15 protein-coding genes are annotated in these 15,469 nt (G+C 63.2%); 5 read left to right on the top strand and 10 right to left on the bottom strand.

Features of this window, described 5'->3' with window-relative positions; translation table 11 throughout:
* Window positions 1-426 precede the first annotated feature (426 nt).
* The 8 genes from LGH82_RS30535 to LGH82_RS30500 form a co-directional block, all read right to left on the bottom strand.
* Window positions 427-576 carry a hypothetical protein gene (locus LGH82_RS30535; protein ID WP_227346236.1) on the bottom strand — a complete coding sequence of 50 codons (150 nt, stop codon included), beginning with the start codon at window positions 574-576 and terminating at the stop codon, window positions 427-429.
* 52 nt (window positions 577-628) lie between these two features.
* Window positions 629-913 carry a PRC-barrel domain containing protein gene (locus LGH82_RS30530; RefSeq protein ID WP_227346235.1) on the bottom strand — a complete coding sequence of 95 codons (285 nt, stop codon included), beginning with the start codon at window positions 911-913 and terminating at the stop codon, window positions 629-631.
* Window positions 914-1,179: 266 nt separating this feature from the next.
* Entirely contained in the window at window positions 1,180-1,503 is a 324-nt protein-coding gene (locus LGH82_RS30525) for a DUF2934 domain-containing protein (protein ID WP_227346234.1), read from the bottom strand.
* 155 nt (window positions 1,504-1,658) lie between these two features.
* On the bottom strand, window positions 1,659-2,180 hold the full coding sequence (locus tag LGH82_RS30520) for a DoxX family protein (protein WP_227346233.1): 522 nt from the start codon (window positions 2,178-2,180) through the stop codon (window positions 1,659-1,661).
* A 261-nt stretch (window positions 2,181-2,441) separates the two neighbouring features.
* Window positions 2,442-2,921, bottom strand: a complete 480-nt coding sequence (locus LGH82_RS30515; protein ID WP_227346232.1) for a tetratricopeptide repeat protein — start codon at window positions 2,919-2,921, stop codon at window positions 2,442-2,444.
* Between the two features lie 31 nt (window positions 2,922-2,952).
* Window positions 2,953-3,924: an MBL fold metallo-hydrolase gene (locus LGH82_RS30510; RefSeq protein WP_227346231.1), complete on the bottom strand. Its 972-nt coding sequence runs from the start codon at window positions 3,922-3,924 to the stop codon at window positions 2,953-2,955.
* A gap of 109 nt (window positions 3,925-4,033) precedes the next feature.
* Complete coding sequence (locus LGH82_RS30505) at window positions 4,034-4,279, bottom strand: DUF680 domain-containing protein (protein ID WP_227346230.1); 246 nt, start codon at window positions 4,277-4,279, stop codon at window positions 4,034-4,036.
* A 248-nt stretch (window positions 4,280-4,527) separates the two neighbouring features.
* Window positions 4,528-5,652, bottom strand: a complete 1,125-nt coding sequence (locus LGH82_RS30500; RefSeq protein ID WP_227346229.1) for a KamA family radical SAM protein — start codon at window positions 5,650-5,652, stop codon at window positions 4,528-4,530.
* A 274-nt stretch (window positions 5,653-5,926) separates the two neighbouring features.
* Here LGH82_RS30500 and LGH82_RS30495 point away from each other — a divergent pair, with 274 nt between their 5' ends.
* Both LGH82_RS30495 and LGH82_RS30490 read left to right on the top strand, forming a co-directional pair.
* On the top strand, window positions 5,927-6,862 hold the full coding sequence (locus LGH82_RS30495; RefSeq protein WP_227346228.1) for a hypothetical protein: 936 nt from the start codon (window positions 5,927-5,929) through the stop codon (window positions 6,860-6,862).
* Window positions 6,863-7,115: 253 nt separating this feature from the next.
* Window positions 7,116-8,765, top strand: a complete 1,650-nt coding sequence (locus tag LGH82_RS30490) for an acyl-CoA synthetase (RefSeq protein WP_227346227.1) — start codon at window positions 7,116-7,118, stop codon at window positions 8,763-8,765.
* An 84-nt stretch (window positions 8,766-8,849) separates the two neighbouring features.
* On the opposite strand, the gene LGH82_RS30485 is transcribed toward LGH82_RS30490, so the two are convergent.
* Window positions 8,850-9,131 (bottom strand): hypothetical protein, encoded by a 282-nt coding sequence (locus LGH82_RS30485; protein WP_227346226.1) that lies wholly within the window; start codon window positions 9,129-9,131, stop codon window positions 8,850-8,852.
* Between the two features lie 289 nt (window positions 9,132-9,420).
* Here LGH82_RS30485 and LGH82_RS30480 point away from each other — a divergent pair, with 289 nt between their 5' ends.
* A complete protein-coding gene (locus LGH82_RS30480) occupies window positions 9,421-10,308 on the top strand; it encodes a hypothetical protein (protein ID WP_227346225.1) in 888 nt (295 codons plus the stop codon).
* 370 nt (window positions 10,309-10,678) lie between these two features.
* Entirely contained in the window at window positions 10,679-11,428 is a 750-nt protein-coding gene (locus LGH82_RS30475; protein ID WP_227346224.1) for a hypothetical protein, read from the top strand.
* 97 nt (window positions 11,429-11,525) lie between these two features.
* Here the strand turns inward: LGH82_RS30475 and LGH82_RS30470 are convergent, their stop codons facing one another.
* Complete coding sequence (locus tag LGH82_RS30470) at window positions 11,526-13,148, bottom strand: ABC-F family ATP-binding cassette domain-containing protein (RefSeq protein ID WP_227346223.1); 1,623 nt, start codon at window positions 13,146-13,148, stop codon at window positions 11,526-11,528.
* Between the two features lie 273 nt (window positions 13,149-13,421).
* On the opposite strand from LGH82_RS30470, the gene LGH82_RS30465 reads away from it, so the two are divergent.
* A complete protein-coding gene (locus tag LGH82_RS30465) occupies window positions 13,422-15,464 on the top strand; it encodes a chemotaxis protein CheB (RefSeq protein WP_227346222.1) in 2,043 nt (680 codons plus the stop codon).
* Window positions 15,465-15,469 lie beyond the last annotated feature (5 nt).

Below are 15,469 nucleotides of genomic sequence, written 5' to 3'. Positions count from 1 at the left end.
CTCCGCCTCTTCCTCCCCGTTCACGGCTACGGAATGCGTACATTTCCAAGCGCTGGTCTTTGGCGATGGCGTGCATGGCAGCTTGGCGCATGCATTGTCTTATGCTGCGCTTGTCGACCCCCACTCCGTCTCGGCTTCGCCGAGCCACCTCTCCCCCGATCGACGGGGTAGAGGAAAGGCGCCAGGATTTTTGCCGCCAACGCTCGTCCAGCAACGCTCCTTCCTTTCCCTCCGGAGGGGGGAAAGGTGGCGCTGCGTAGCAGCGACGGATTGGGGGAACCACGTGGCAATCAAGCCTCGGGCCGATCAGTCACGCCAGTCACGGAAGATATGTGGATAACGCAGCCGTTAAATGGGGAGAAATGCCGGGCAGGGCAATGAGGGGCAGCGCCGGCCTTTGCGATTGACCCTAAGGACAATCAACCCTCAATGCCGCTTGAAATACTGCACCTCGCGTTCGTGCTTCACAGCCGCCTCGCGATTGTCGAAGGTGCCGAGGTTGCGGCGCTTGCCGGTCTTTTCGTCCTTCTTGCGCGAATAGAGCCGGTATTGTCCTGATTTGAGTTTCCTGATCATCGGTCTCTCCTTTCGCAAAAGGAGAAGGGGCCTTTCGGCCCCTCTCTGTCTTTCAGTCGCGATGTTCGGGCATGGCTTTCAGCTGATCCTTGGTCCAACTGGTCACGGCGTGGACATCACCGTCCTCGTCGCGCATGAAATCCAGTTCCCGCGACGCGACAGCCACCGGCTTGGCGCCGATGCCCAGGAAACCGCCGACATCGACGATGATCTGGCTGCCGTGAACATGGTCGACGGAACCGATCTTCTCGTCATCGGGGCCGTAGATGGTTGCGCCGTCGAGCGTATCCGGGGTCAACTCGGCATCGGTAAGCCTGACGTGGTTAGTATGGTCCATGAGTGCATCTCCTTGGGTTGGGACAGGAGCAACTTGGGAGACGGCGAAGGGTTCCGAAGCATTTTGGCGGAGGCTATCCAGCTGGGCCGGACCTATAACCGGCAAGGCCGGCGACAGGCAGGCGGACGGCAACAAGATAGCTTGCAAACCGACAAACAGATGCCAGCCGAGGACAGCCAGATCCTACTGCCTACTGCCTACTGCCTACTGCCTACTGCCTACTGCCTACTGCCTACTGCCTACTGCCTACTGCCTCGCCGTGCAGCCTAGCTCCGCCGTTTCGCCTTGAGACCCCGCGCCGCCTGCTCGACCGCCGCGCGGTCGCTGCCCAGCCTGTCCATCAGCTCCTGCGCCTCGTCGCCCGATATGCCGGTGCGCACCGCCAGTTCCTCGACCGTGAGCACATCGGCGCTGGCGATCTCGCGGGTTTCCGGCAGCGCATCATCAGCCGTCAGCGGCAAAGCCGACTCCCTGTCGATCTCCGCCTGCGCCTGATGCCAGTGCCGCTCGGGATCGCCATGAACCCCGCCTTCGCGTTCCCAGATCTCATATGCGCGCTGCTGGGTCTTCTCGTGCCGTTCGTCGCCCATGGTCGGTTCCTCCGGTTGTGTGACGGATGAACGCCGCGCGCAGCCGAACGATCCGGAACATCTGCGTGATCGTTGGGTGGGTGGGGTAGTACGAAGCGCTGAGCGGCACTTGGCCGGCCACGCCGGTGCGCCAAACCGGAATGTCAGCGCGCCCCTCAAACCGGCAACTTAAGCTCGCCCACCGACATCTGGTTCTCCGCCATCAGCGTCTCCACCACCGTGCTCTCCCGCTGCCGCTGCTTCACATACCCAGCCACCACCCCATCCAGCGACACCCTCCCCGCCCCGGCAATCGCCAGCACGAACATCCCGCCGGCGATCGCCAGGTCCTTCTCGAAATGCAGCAGTTCGTTCTGGCTGGCGAAGTTGGTGTGGAAGAGCGTTGCCGTTGCCAGGCAGAACAGGCCGAGACCAACCGCGCCGAGGCGGGTCAGCAGGCCAAGGCCGATGGAGAGCCCTGCTCCGAGCTGCAGCGCGATGGTCGCGATGAACAGAGGCAGGCCGACGCCCTGGGCGGCCATGGCCTTGGCGGCGGCGTCGAAATGGGTGGCCAGTGTCACGCCTTCATGCAGGAACAGCAGGGAAAGCAGCAGGCGGCCGGCCAGCAGGGTGATGTCCTTGACGTGTAGCCTGGTGGCGAAGGCGTGCAGCTTCGTAGTGAGTTCTGTCGGTGTCATGGTCAGGCTCCGATTTTGAAGACAGGCAGGCGCGGCGCGTCCGGGTGGGCGCGCGCAATGGCGCTGCCGATGTCTGGTGTTTGAAAGGGCCGGATCCGGCGCATTGGGGGACGATGCCGGCTCCGGCAAGGGGCGCCAGCCACGCGCGCCCGAAGCTGTGGTGCGTTGGGGGTGAGGTTGGCGCCAAGGCCCCCCACTCCGTCTCGGCTTCGCCGAGCCACCTCTCCCCCCGCTTTGCGGAGGGAGAGGAAATGCCAAGCCCTACTTCGTGACCTTGGTGTCGATGGCCTTCTGCAGGTCTTCGAGTTCCTCGCAGCCGGCGGGGCAGAGTTTTTGCAGCGATGCCAGCTGCTCATTGGCCTTGGGCATGTCGCCGGTCTCGACATAGAGCTCGCCCAGATATTCGCGGGCGGCCTTGTGGTCGGGTTTCAGCTCCAGCGCCTTGTTGTAGTAGGTCAGCGCGGTCTTGTAGTCGCCGGTCTTGCGCAGCGTGAAGCCGAGCAGGTTGTAGACGTCGGCCTGCTGCGTGTCCTGCGCGATGTCGCGCAATTGGGCCAGCGCGCCCTGATAATCCTTGGCGTCGATCTTGGCTTTCACGGCGGTGAGGTCGGGCGCGTCGTCGCCCTCGATGTCGTCGACGGCATAGGCCGGCATGACGGTGACGACGGGAACCACGGTCAGCACGGCGATGGCGCCGAGCAGGCCGAACAGGGCGTGCTTGCTGTAGAGGAACTGTTTCATTGTCTTTCTCGCTTGGGTTGGAGTTACCCGTTCAAATCTGAACGGGAGAGAAGCCGTAGGCATTGCCGTCCTTGACGAAGGTGCCGGTGCCCGGGAATGGGAAGTGCGAACCGGAAATGCGGATGTTGTCGGCAATCACCCGGTCGATGATCTTGTGGCGCGTGGCGATGGCCGTCGGCCCGTCCTGGTCGTAGCTGCCCTGCCATTCCGGATGCGGCGCCAGAAGGGCCGGCACATACATGGTGTCGGCCGAAATCATGATCTGCTCCTTGCCGGAGTTGGCGAGGTACACCGAATGTCCCGGCGTGTGGCCGGGGGCGGCGATGATCTGGATGCCGGGCGCGACCTCGGCGCCGTCCTCGACCAGCTTCCAGTTCTTCCACTTTGGAAAATTGTCGGCGATGCGCTTTCCCGCCGGCTTGCGGCCTTCCGCCAGTTTTCCCAGCCGGCTGGGGTCGGTCCACCAATTGTATTCGGTGGCGTTGACGATGAGCTCGGCATTGGGGAACACCGGCGCGCTGGTGCCCTTTTCCATCAGGCCCCAGACATGGTCAGGGTGGAAATGCGAGATCATGATGGTGTCGATCGCCTTGTAGTCGATGCCGGCGGCGGCCATGTTGGCCGGCAGGTGCGTGGCATTGGTCTGCCACTGGCCAACGCCCGAGCCGGCATCCATCATGATCAGCCGGCCGTTCATCTTCAGCACGACGACGGTGAGCGGAATGGGCATGAAGTCGGTGGTCAGGCCGGCCTTGGCGAGTGCCGCCTTGGTGTCGTCGACCGAGGCGTTCGCGATGAAGGCGGGGTCGTGCGGCTTGCGCCAGATGCCGTCATAGATGGCGGTGATCTCGATATCGCCGACCTTGTATCTGTAGAAACCGACAGTGGGTTCCACCGGCGTTTGCGCGAAGGCGGCCTGGGTGAATTCAAGCTTGCCGGCAAGGCCGAAGGCGGCAGCGGCGGCGGCCGAACCAAGCAATGTGCGACGTGTCATGCTGAACATGGTGATCTCCTTGTGAAGGTGATGGGAGGTGACGGAGGGCCACGCCACATGGCCCTCCGTCCTGATGCGGATTGGGTGGGACCTTGAGGGTGAGCCCCGACCCGTGAACTCAGTTGCCCGGGATCGGCGGGCCAACGAAGTCGCCCGCATCAGTCTGGGGAGCCGTCTGGCTGGGGCCGGTCGTCACCTTGGTGTCGACCTTCTTGTGGTGCGCCCCGTAAGGGATCGAAGCCGTGGCATTGCCATCGACTGAAGCGAGCGGCTGATTGAAGTCGTTCGAGAAGTGGTCACTGCCGGCGAAGGCAGTGCTCGAGGCAAGCATCATCGCAGCCACGCTGAGAGCGAGCTTGGTCATGTCGGTAGGTCCTTGTTCTGTTTCCTGGGTGCGTGCCGGAAGAATGGCCTCGCTACAGAGCAAGACCCGGGAGGGCCGCGCTTTATTCCCGGGCGTGGCGAGATTTTTTTGAGAGGGGGAATTAGGGGCTGGCGCAACGCAATCGGCGGTCACGCCCAGGGCAATCGTTTCAATCGCCAAAGTCGGCGCCGCCCCTCATCGCCCGGCAGGCAGGTAAGGGGCAGCGCAGAGGCCTGCAAAAGCGTTTCCTACTCCCCCACCACCTCCCGATACGCCCTCACCTGTCCATCCAGCCCGCGTATGCGCCAGTCCTCCCCGTCCCGCGCCTCGACATAACACGGCCCAAGCGGCACTTTGCCGCCACCCTCGGGCAGGTCCAGCACATAGACCGGGTTGCAGATGCCCGAGAGGCGCGCGCGCAGCGCGGCGGCAAGCGCCTGGCCCTCGGCGATCGTCGTGCGCCGGTGCGCCATGCCGCGCGCGAGGTCGCCGTGGTGGAGGTAATATGGCTTGACGCCCAGCCGGTACATCAGCTCGCGGCACAGTTCCTCCAGCACCTCGACCGTGTCGTTGACGCCCTTCAGCAGTACGCTCTGGTTGAGCAGCATGAAGCCGCCTTGCCTGAGCGTACGGCACGCCGTTTCGGTGGCGTCGGTGATCTCGCGTGCGTGGTTGAAATGGGTGACGACGGTGACCATCAGCCGGCCCTGCAGGGCAGCTATCAGCCCGGCGGTGATGCGCGAGGGCAGCGCCACCGGCACGCGCGTGTGAATGCGCAGCAGCCGCACATGGGCGATGGCCTCGATGCGGGCGCGGATCTCGGCCAGCGCCTTGTCGGGTAGCGACAGCGGATCGCCGCCGGTCAGGATCACCTCGCGGATCTCGGGATGCGCGGCGATGTATGCGAAGGCCGGCTCCAGCGCTTCGCGCGAATAGCCACGGCCGATCGAGGTCAGCGACTCCTTGCGAAAGCAGAACCGGCAATAGACGGCACATTGATAGGTCGGGAACAGCAGCACCCGGTCGGCATGGCGATGCGTCAGCCGCGGCACCGGGCTGAACCCGTGGTCGGCGATCGGATCGTCAAGCTCGCCCTCCTGCTCGATGAGTTCCTGCGGCTGCGGGATGACCTGCAGCCGGATCGGGTCGGCGGGGTCGTTCCAGTCGATCAGGTCGAGATAGGCTTTGGGGGCGCGCACCTTGTGGTTCGCGGCCGCCGCCTGCGCTGCGGCGCGCTCGGCTGGCGACAGCGGCAGGGACGCGAGATCACCGACATGGCGCACGCCGGCGCGGACATCGGCCTGCCAGGCTGCGTCGGCGTCTGCGCTCTGCGCGGCGTTTGGTGCGTGAAGGAGGTTGGAGTTTGACGTCATCGGTTTCTCGGGGTGGGTATGCTTGGGGCGGACCTATCGGGCGGAAGCGGGTTTCGGTCAACAGCCGCGCTTGCTGCGGATTGTCCCTGCCAAGGGTTGCGGCATCAGAACAAGTCCCCCTCTGCGTCTCGGCTTCGCCGAGCCAGGGGGACTTTCCAAATGCGATCACCACAAAGAAAGCGCGGGCCCAGGAATGAGCTCCGACCGCACGAAACCTTAGGTGTTGGAGCAAAATGGCATTACTCTGCGCAGTCTGGGGTTTCAGGGCAAGCGAATGGATTTCAGCTCAGGCCACGGCTACCTGCTCATCGGCGGCCTCATCCTGGTCGGCGCCGGGCTGCTGACCCTGTCGCTGATCGTCAATCTTCGCGTGGCCAAGAGTGTGCGCGACGATGTCCGCCATCGTGAAAAGTTGCTGGAATATTATCGCAACATATTTTCGCAGCTGGGCGTGATCATGATCGGCATCGGCGTGTCGCTGTTCATCTTCTTTTTTCAGCAGAATTATCAGGACCAGCGCAAACGCGAAACGGAGCTCCAGCAGGTTCTGGCCAAACTGGCGGCACGCATTGCGCGCGGCAGCGCCGCCGTCGGCTTCCTTGGCGAATTCGATGCGCTGCTGGATGATGGTGGGCCCTATGTCAGTCCGGAACTTGGTGGAACGAACGCGGCGATCAGCGCGCACGGAACAAAACTCGGCGAGCAGGTCGCCAAGATCCGCCTGGTCGAGCGCGACGTTGATGTTCACGAGTTCGACATCCTGAACCTGTCTCGCGATTTCGAATCGTCATTCGTCATCAACGAACTCAACCCGACGCTGTGGTTCAACATCGTGCGGGATGAGAGCGACATCAAATATGCCACCACCCAGCTCAGCCTGGACTACAAGGACCTGGCGGATGCAATTGGCGGCGAGCCAATCGAGGTTGCGATCGCCAATCCTGAAGGGGAGCGGAAGATCAAGCAGAAGGTGCTCGACATCTTTTATGATACCGACCTCTTGCGCCAACGGGCCAGGAGATTTCTCGGCCGTGCGTGCTGGCTTTTCAGCAACGGGCGCGGCTTCGTGAACCTTGCACCGGTCAAGGAGATCGAAGCCGATGCAAGGTCGCACCAGGAATGGATTGATCGGTCGAAACTCTTCCTGACGCAGCTGACGCCAGGCACCGGTGATTGCTTCAAATTGCTCCAGTTCGGCCCGGTGTCCTGAGCGCCGCCGACCTTCGGCAACACAGGAGTTGACCACCAAATTATCAGCCTCCACGCTGCCCCTCATTGCCCTGCCGGGCATTTCTCCCCGTGAACGGGGAGAAAGACGCTGGCCGCAACGTCGGCGGAACAGGCGCGACGGAGCGCGCGCTGCCCCACCAACTTTCGCCGCATCGACCACGACAACGATTTCAGGCATCTAGTACCCGGACAGCGCGCCATGAGGAGACAGCACGCCGCCAGGGAGGACTGCCATGACCAAGACGCCGCGCTATGACGACGCCCTCGCCCGCTTTCGCATCGAGGATGAAATCGCAAGACTTCAGGGCGATCCCGCGACGGGCATCAATGCCTGCATCGAATGCTGCGATCGCCACACCGGGCAGAACCGGCTGGCGTTGCGCGCGATCTCCGCCGACGGCCAGCTGCGCGAATTCACCTTCGACCAGCTCAGCGAGATGTCGGCGCGTGTCGGCACTATGCTGAAAGCCGCCGGCGTTGGTCCCGGCGATGTGGTGGCCGGCATGCTGCCGCGCATTCCCGAACTGGTGGCTGTCATTCTCGGCACATGGCGCATCGGCGCGGTCTATCAGCCGCTGTTCACTGCATTCGGCCCGAAAGCCATCGACCACCGGCTGAAGACCAGCGGGGCGAAACTCGTCGTCACCAACACGGCCAATCGCGGCAAGCTCGACGAGGTGGAGGACTGCGCTCGGGTGGCGACCATCCTTGCCCCCGGCGAAGCCCTGCCGGCCGGCGACATCGATTTCCGCGCCGCCTTTGCCGCCGCCTCGTCCGACTGCGAGCCCGTCCTTCGCAAGGGCGACGACCTGTTCATGATGATGTCGACGTCGGGCACCACCGGTTTCCCCAAGGGCGTGCCGGTGCCGCTCAGCGCGCTGCTGGCCTTCGGCGCCTATATGCGCGATGCCATCGGGCTGCGCTCCGATGATGTGTTCTGGAACATCGCCGATCCCGGCTGGGCTTACGGCCTCTACTACGCCATCACCGGGCCCCTGCTGCTCGGCATCGCGACGACGCTTTACGAAGGCGCCTTCAACGCACAAAGCACCTACGACATCATCGAGCGCCTGGGCGTCACCAGCCTCGCCGGTTCGCCCACCGCCTTCCGGCTGCTGCTCGCCGAAGGCGCGGCGTCCGCCGCCCGCGTCAAGGGGCGGCTCCGCGTCGTGAGCAGCGCCGGCGAGCCGCTCAACCCGGAAGTGATCCGCTGGTTCCACGCTCATCTCGCTGCTCCCATCCACGACCATTACGGCCAGACCGAGAACGGCATGATGGTCAACAACCACCACGGCCTGTCGCACAAGGTGCGCGTCGGCTCGGCCGGCTTTGCCATGCCGGGCTACCGCATCGTCGTGCTCGACGACGCCGGCCGCGAGCTTGGCCCCAACCAGCCGGGCATCCTCGCCGTCGACATCGCCAACTCGCCGCTGCGCTGGTTCGACGGCTATCACCGGTCGGAAACCCCAGCCATATCGGGGGGCTATTACCGCACCGGCGACACGGTAGAGTTCGAGCCGGACGGCTCGATCTCCTTCATCGGCCGGGCCGATGACGTCATCACCTCGTCCGGCTACCGCATCGGCCCGTTCGACGTCGAAAGCGCGCTCATCGAGCATCCGGCCGTCAACGAGGCCGCCGTCGTCGGCGTTCCCGATCCGCAACGCACCGAGATCGTCAAGGCCTTCGTGGTGCTGGCACCCGCCTTCAAGGGCAGCCCCGAACTCGCCAAGGAACTGGCACAGCACGTGAAAAAGCGGCTCTCGGCCCACGCCTATCCGCGTGAGATCGATTTCGTCAGCGAATTGCCGAAGACACCGAGCGGCAAGATCCAGCGGTTCTTGCTGCGCAAGGCGGAGGTGGAGAAGCGCAAGCGGACCTGAAGCAAGCCGGAAGAGTGGAAAACAACTCCGCCCTGCCCCAGACGCGGACATCGCCAAAGCCCAACCAAGGCCGTTCGGGCGAGATCAGTGCGACGCGGCCTCGGACCGATGCAGCAGCCTCCAGGTCGAGCCGACGCAACCGTGGAACCGCGCCGCGAAATGTTCGGCGGCGACGTCTTCCAAGCCGTCATCGACCAGCGCCTCGATGCTTCGCCGCATCAAGGCGAGTTGCATCTCCCGGGCGTGCTCGAAGTCCGCCTCGCTCATGATTGCCGTGACGTGGTAGGCGACAACGGGCTGGCCGAGGCACGACAGCAGGGCATTCGCTTCGGCTGTCACTGCCGTAACTGCTTCTTCGATCTTCATTCTGGCGCTCCTCATCAAAAATGATGCTGACGCCTCCCCGTTTGGCGACGGTGTTCCGCCGCTTCTTTTTTTGGAATTCAGCCTGTCGCGCACGGACGAAGCGGCGCGCCAGTAGATCTCGTGTATCCAGGCTCCCCGAAGAGCCCTCTGACCAAACCAGTATCCTGCAAATTTGAATCAAAGGCGACTGGATAGTTAATTGATGGTTAATGGGGCACGTTCGCATGGGGGCCGCCGCACAATAGCCACCAAGCCAAGCGATATGCATTCGAAATCGGAGGGTTAGATCATGCGGTTGATCTGGACGATCATGTTCGCGCTTGCAAGCAGCGCTGCTTTCGCGGCCTCGCCCGAGGACGATTACATCGCCGCGCGCGACAAGGCGATTTCAGCCATCGCCGCCCTCAACAGCGCGAACGCTCCCGTGGAAACGCTCGATGCGGCCGATGCGAAGGCGCGGGCCGACCTCGAAGGGCGCCTTTCCATCCTTCTCGGCCCCTTGGCGGTTACGGATTTCCCGGCAACCGGCACCATCAATCTGGAAAGCCTGAGCGACGCCGATGTCGGATACGGCATGCTCGACGGGCTGAGATACGCCAAGAGCGACGACAGCCCGAGCATCGTGGCAACGACGCGGGGGCTCCTTCAGCGCTGGCTCCAGTCCAGGGCCGCCGATACGGATGCGGGCCTCAGGCTGCCCACCGGCATCGATGAGGCGCTGAAGCTCGATGCCTTCTACACCCAGGCGATCAACAGCGACGCCGCCTTCTCGGGAACGCTCGACCTTCCGCTGAAGAAGCCCGAAGGCGCCGATATTGCCATTGCCCGACTTGGCGGCTGGACGCAGGACGTGGGGCCGATCTACGAGCAGCAGGTCGTCGTCACGCTCGTCAAGGGCAAGAGCGTCATGATCGCCTCGGCGCCCGCGGCCCCCGCTGTTCCCAGGATCGCCGCCTGCGACGCCCTGTGGACCTCGGCCAACGACGCCGCGCAGAAGCTGGCCGCCCAGGCTTCCGAGCAAAACGACGAAAAGGCGTATGACACCGCCAATGCCGCCTGGGAAAAAGGTGACGGCGACTACCGCGCCTGCATGTCCCAGAACCTGCCGGGCGACCCGGTCTTCCCCGCGCTTCTCGCCCAGGCGCAGGCACTTGCCGATCACATGGCCGGCAAGTAGGCCCCGGAGCGTCAGGGCATTGATCGAAAAGGTTACGGGGACAGCGCCCCCGGCCCTGCCGATAAAGGCGATTGGACTATCCGGAATATTATCGCTTGCCTTCGACAAGTGCGTTGAGCGATATCGGCTCGAATGCAAGGATCGTCGGCTGCAGCCAATGTCCTGAGGCCAATTCCGGCTATTCCAATGGGTTGCCACGATGCGATTATTCAAGCCTTTGGTCCGGGCGCTCAACAGGAACCCGCTGGTCCTGCGCGTAAAGTCCGTTCGCGACGTCGTCAGGAGAAACTATTTCCGTTCAAGATCTTCGGCTGAAGGCGCGGCTTTCGCGGATGCACTGAAACAGACCGGTTCGAAGCAGTTCTGCTTTGTGGTCGCCTTCAACACCCCCTGGGTCATCGATGCGATGACAAAGGCCTGGTTGATGTACTCCAAAAGCATGACACTCGTGGTCATCGACAATTCATCGAACGCCGCTGCCCGCGATGCCATCGGCCGCATCTGCGCCTCAAGGGGAATCAAGTATTTCGCCCTCCACAAGAACCCGGAGCGTCACCCCTCACGTTCCCATGGCGTGGCGCTGAACTGGATTTTCCATCACCTGATTTGCCGCCTCGAGCCTGACCTGTTCGGCTTCCTCGATCATGACTGCATTCCGGTCGCACCGCTGGACATACCAAGCCAGCTTGCGGACAAGATCGGCTATGGCGTGAAACGCGACGCCAACAGCAACTATCTGTACACGGCCGGCCCGAACGAAGCCGGGTGGTATTTCTGGCCCGGATTCTGTTTCCTGAAGTTCTCGGCCGTGAAAGGTCTCGACCTTGATTTCACGCCTCGCATGGAGTGGGGAATGGACACCGGGGGTGGGAATTGGCCGGTGTTTTATTCCCACGTGAAGCTGGATGATATCGCGGAAGCGTATGAAACGCTCGTCACGGTCCAGGCCGAAGGCACGGAGGGCGGCCACCAGATGGTCGATGGGAAGCTGTTCCACGTCCTGGGTGCGGCGGACAAGAAGTCGACGGTCAATATTGACGGCTACGGCAAGCGGCTGTCGACCTATATCTGGAAAACCTATCTCGGCGGTGTCGAAGGGCGGATCTTCAACGATTTCTGAGTCTGGAGCGGTCCATCGTTTCCCCGAAACGCGGAACCGCTTCATCTCTTCGTCTGACGCAATTTCAGGAAAACCGTTTCACTTTTCTGAAATGGCATTAGCTCCGCAATCCCGGCGCCTCGTGCCCCGTGCGTTCAACATATTCCGTATAGCCGCCGCCATAGGTGTGGACGCCCTCGGGCGTCAGTTCCAGCACGCGGTTGGAGAGCTTCGCCAGGAAGTGCCGATCATGCGAGACGAACAGCATCGTGCCTTCATACTGCGAAAGTGCTGTGATCAGCATTTCCTTGGTGGTGATGTCCAGATGGTTGGTCGGCTCGTCCAGCACCAGCAGGTTGGGCGGATCGAACAGCATGAGCGCCATGACCAGCCGCGCCTTCTCGCCTCCTGAAAGCACGCGGCAGCGCTTCTCGATCTCGTCGCCGGAAAAGCCGAAGCAGCCGGCCAGCGCGCGCAGCGGCGCCTGGCCCGCCTGCGGAAACGCGTCCTCCAGCGTCTGGAACACGGTGCGTTCGCCTTCCAAGAGGTCCATGGCGTGCTGGGCGAAATAGCCCATCTTCACGCTCGGGCCACGCGCCACCGTGCCGTCGTCGGGCTCGGAAGCGCCGGCCACCAGTTTCAGCAGCGTCGATTTGCCGGCGCCGTTGACGCCCATGATGCACCAGCGCTCGCGCCGGCGGACCTGGAAATCCAGCCCCTCATAGATCGTGCGGTTGCCATAGCGCTTGTGGATGTTCTTCAAGGTCACCACGTCCTCGCCCGAACGCGGCGCCGGCTGGAACTCGAACGACACGGTCTGGCGGCGCTTGGGCGGCTCCACCTTGTCGATCTTGTCCAGCTTCTTCACCCGGCTCTGCACCTGGGCTGCATGCGAGGCGCGCGCCTTGAAGCGCTCGATGAAGGCGATCTCCTTGGCCAGCATCGCCTGCTGGCGGTCGAACTGCGCCTGCTGCTGCTTGTCGGCGATCGCGCGCTGCTGCTGGTAGAATTCGTAATTGCCGGAATAGGCGGTCAGCGAGCCGCCGTCGATCTCGACGATCTTGTTGACGATGCGGTTCATGAACTCGCGGTCGTGCGAGGTCATCAGTAGCCCGCCGTCGAAGTTCTTGAGGAAGGATTCCAGCCAGATCAGGCTTTCGAGATCCAGATGGTTGCTTGGCTCGTCGAGCAGCAGCGCGTCGGGGCGCATCAGCAGGATGCGCGCCAGCGCCACGCGCATCTTCCAGCCGCCGGACAGTTTTCCGACATCGCCGTCCATCATTTCCTGCGAGAAGCCCAGGCCATCCAGCACCTCGCGCGCGCGGCCATCCAGCGCATAGCCGTCCAGTTCCTCGAAGCGGTGCTGCGCCTCGCCATATTTCTGGATGATATCATCCATCTCGTCGGCTCGGTCGGGGTCGCCCATGGCGACCTCCAGCTCGCTCATCTCGCGGATCAGCTCACTCACTGGACCGGCGCCGTCCATGGTCTCGGCCACAGCACTGCGGCCGCCCATCTCGCCGACATCCTGGCTGAAATAGCCGATGGTCACGCCGCGATCGACCTGCACCTGGCCCTCGTCGGGCAGCTCCTGCCCGGTGATCATGCGAAACAGCGTGGTCTTGCCCGCGCCATTGGGGCCGACGAGTCCGACCTTCTCGCCCTTCTGCAGGGCAGCCGAGGCTTCGATAAAGACAATCTGTCGGCCGTTCTGCTTGCCGATGCTTTCGAGACGAATCATGATTTTCCGGGGAGGTCTGGAAATTGAAGGGGATTTTCCCCGGGCCCTTACGCGATCGGCGGCGTGCGCGAAAGCTTGCAAACGGCTCCCGCGCGAAAAAGCCGCTCCTGACGGGCCGCGACCGGGCGTCGTTGGCAGCGCCCAGCGCCTGCGCTTCTTGTGGGCTGGTGCGGCGCATGCAAAGCTTCTCGGACCCTATTGTATCTAGCGCTCATCAAGTTCGGGATCGTTTCGAGCGATCCGGCGTTAATTTGGGTGAGAGGCTGGGCTGGTGTGACGGACGACCCCATAAAGAAAATCGACGAGCCCGGAACCGGGCCGAACCAGAAGCGGCCACGGGCTCGCCATGACGGCAAGAACAGTCTCCTGCTGGCCAACAGGAAGCGCGCCGCCAGCGCCACCGGAAACGTCTCCCATGGCATTTCGACCGTCCCGGTCATAGGCATCGGCGCGTCGGCCGGCGGCATCGAGGCGCTCAGCCACTTCTTCGACGCCATGCCGGCAGACAGCGGCTGCGCCTTCGTGGTTGTTCTGCATCTCGATCCGAAGCGCGAAAGCGAGATGGCGAATGTGCTGGGTGCCCGCACGGCGATGTCGGTTGTTCAGGTCATCGATGGCATGCGGATCGCACCCAACCACGTCTATGTGATTGCACCCAATTCCGACCTGCGGATTGGCGACGGCGCCTTGCACGTGTCGAAGCCGGTCGCCCCACGCGGCCAAGGGCATCCCGTCGATGTGCTGTTCAGTTCACTGGCCGCGGACCAGCACCGACGAGCCGTTGCCATCGTGCTCTCCGGCACCGGAAGCAACGGCACCGAGGGCCTCAAGGACATCCGGGCCGAGGGTGGCATGAGCCTGGTGCAGGCGCCCGAGACAGCCAAATTCGACGGCATGCCTCGAAGTGCGATCGCGGCTGGCATGGCCGATCATATTCTATCTGCGGAAAAAATGCCGGAGGTTCTGCTTGCCTACATGCGCCACGGCTACGTCTCCCCGGAAACAGAGATCGAGGCCGCTTCGCCGGACGGCCATGCGACGATCGAGCAGGTACTGGACCTCGTGCGGGCTCACGGCGGGCCTGATTTCCGCACCTACAAGCGAAGCACGCTCAAGCGCCGCGTTCACCGCCGTATGGGTCTGCGGAACATCGAGACGCTGGACGAATATATCGATGACTTGCGCACCAGACCGGAGGAAGTCCACGCACTGTCCGGAGACCTGATGATCAGCGTCACCGCATTTTTCCGCGACGCTGAAGCGTGGGAGGCACTTGCCGAACTGGTAATCGCGCCATTGGTCGCGGAACGCACGACCGGCGGTTCGATCCGGGTCTGGGTGCCAGCCTGTTCCACAGGCGAGGAGGCCTATTCCATCGGCATGCTGGTGACCGAACTGGCTGAAGCGGCCGGAAAGCGTTTCGACCTGAAAGTCTTCGCGACGGATGCCCAGGAAGTCAATCTGCGCAAGGCCCGCGATGGTATCTACCCGGCCGCCGCCATAGCCGGTTTCCCCGCCTCTCGCTTGCACCGCTTCTTCGAGAAGCTCGACGGAACCTGGCAGGTGCGCAAGGCGCTTCGCGACATGGTCGTGTTCGCGGCACAGAATCTGCTGCGCGATCCGCCGTTTTCCCGCATGGACCTGGTCTCATGCCGCAACGTTCTGATCTACCTGGAACCGGAAGCGCAGCAGAGAATCCTTGCCCTTTGCCACTTCGCCCTGCGGCCGGGCGGCCATCTGTTTCTTGGCAATGCCGAAACGATCGGCCGGTATGAAGACCTGTTCGAGACGGCGTCGAAGAAATGGCGTATTTTTCGACGCCTGGGACCGACCCGGCACGATCTCATCAACTATCCAGCGCCGAACGGTTCCAGGGAGCGACACGCCATAGACAAGATTCTTTCGCCTGCAACCGAGCAAAACGTTCCGGCGGCCGAAATGGCACGCCGCGCATTGCTTGAGCGCTATGCACCCGCGTCGGTTTTGATCGATCACCAGGGCCGCGTTCTCTATTTCCACGGGAGGACCCGGGACTATCTGGAGCAGCCGCCGGGCGAGCCGACCAGGGATTTGCTGACCATGGCCCGCGATGGGCTGGGTTCCAAACTTCGCGTGGCGCTGCGCGAAGCGGTCAAGGACGACAAGAGCGTGACCGTCAGCGCCCGCATGCGGGAGAGCAAGTCGGGTCGGTCCGTGGTGATGACGGTGATGCCGCTGCCGGAGTCTTCCCGCGACGGACGGTTCCTGCTGGTAAGCTTCGCGCCCGCACCGTCACCGCAGGAGCCGGCCGACGCTCGCCCGCGAGAATGCGGCTGATGCGT

The sequence above is a fragment of the Mesorhizobium sp. PAMC28654 genome (assembly GCF_020616515.1).
In the GTDB taxonomy this organism is placed as follows: domain Bacteria; phylum Pseudomonadota; class Alphaproteobacteria; order Rhizobiales; family Rhizobiaceae; genus Mesorhizobium.
The sequence above is the reverse complement of the archived record's forward strand: the minus strand, read 5'-3'. Positions and strand labels throughout refer to the sequence as shown.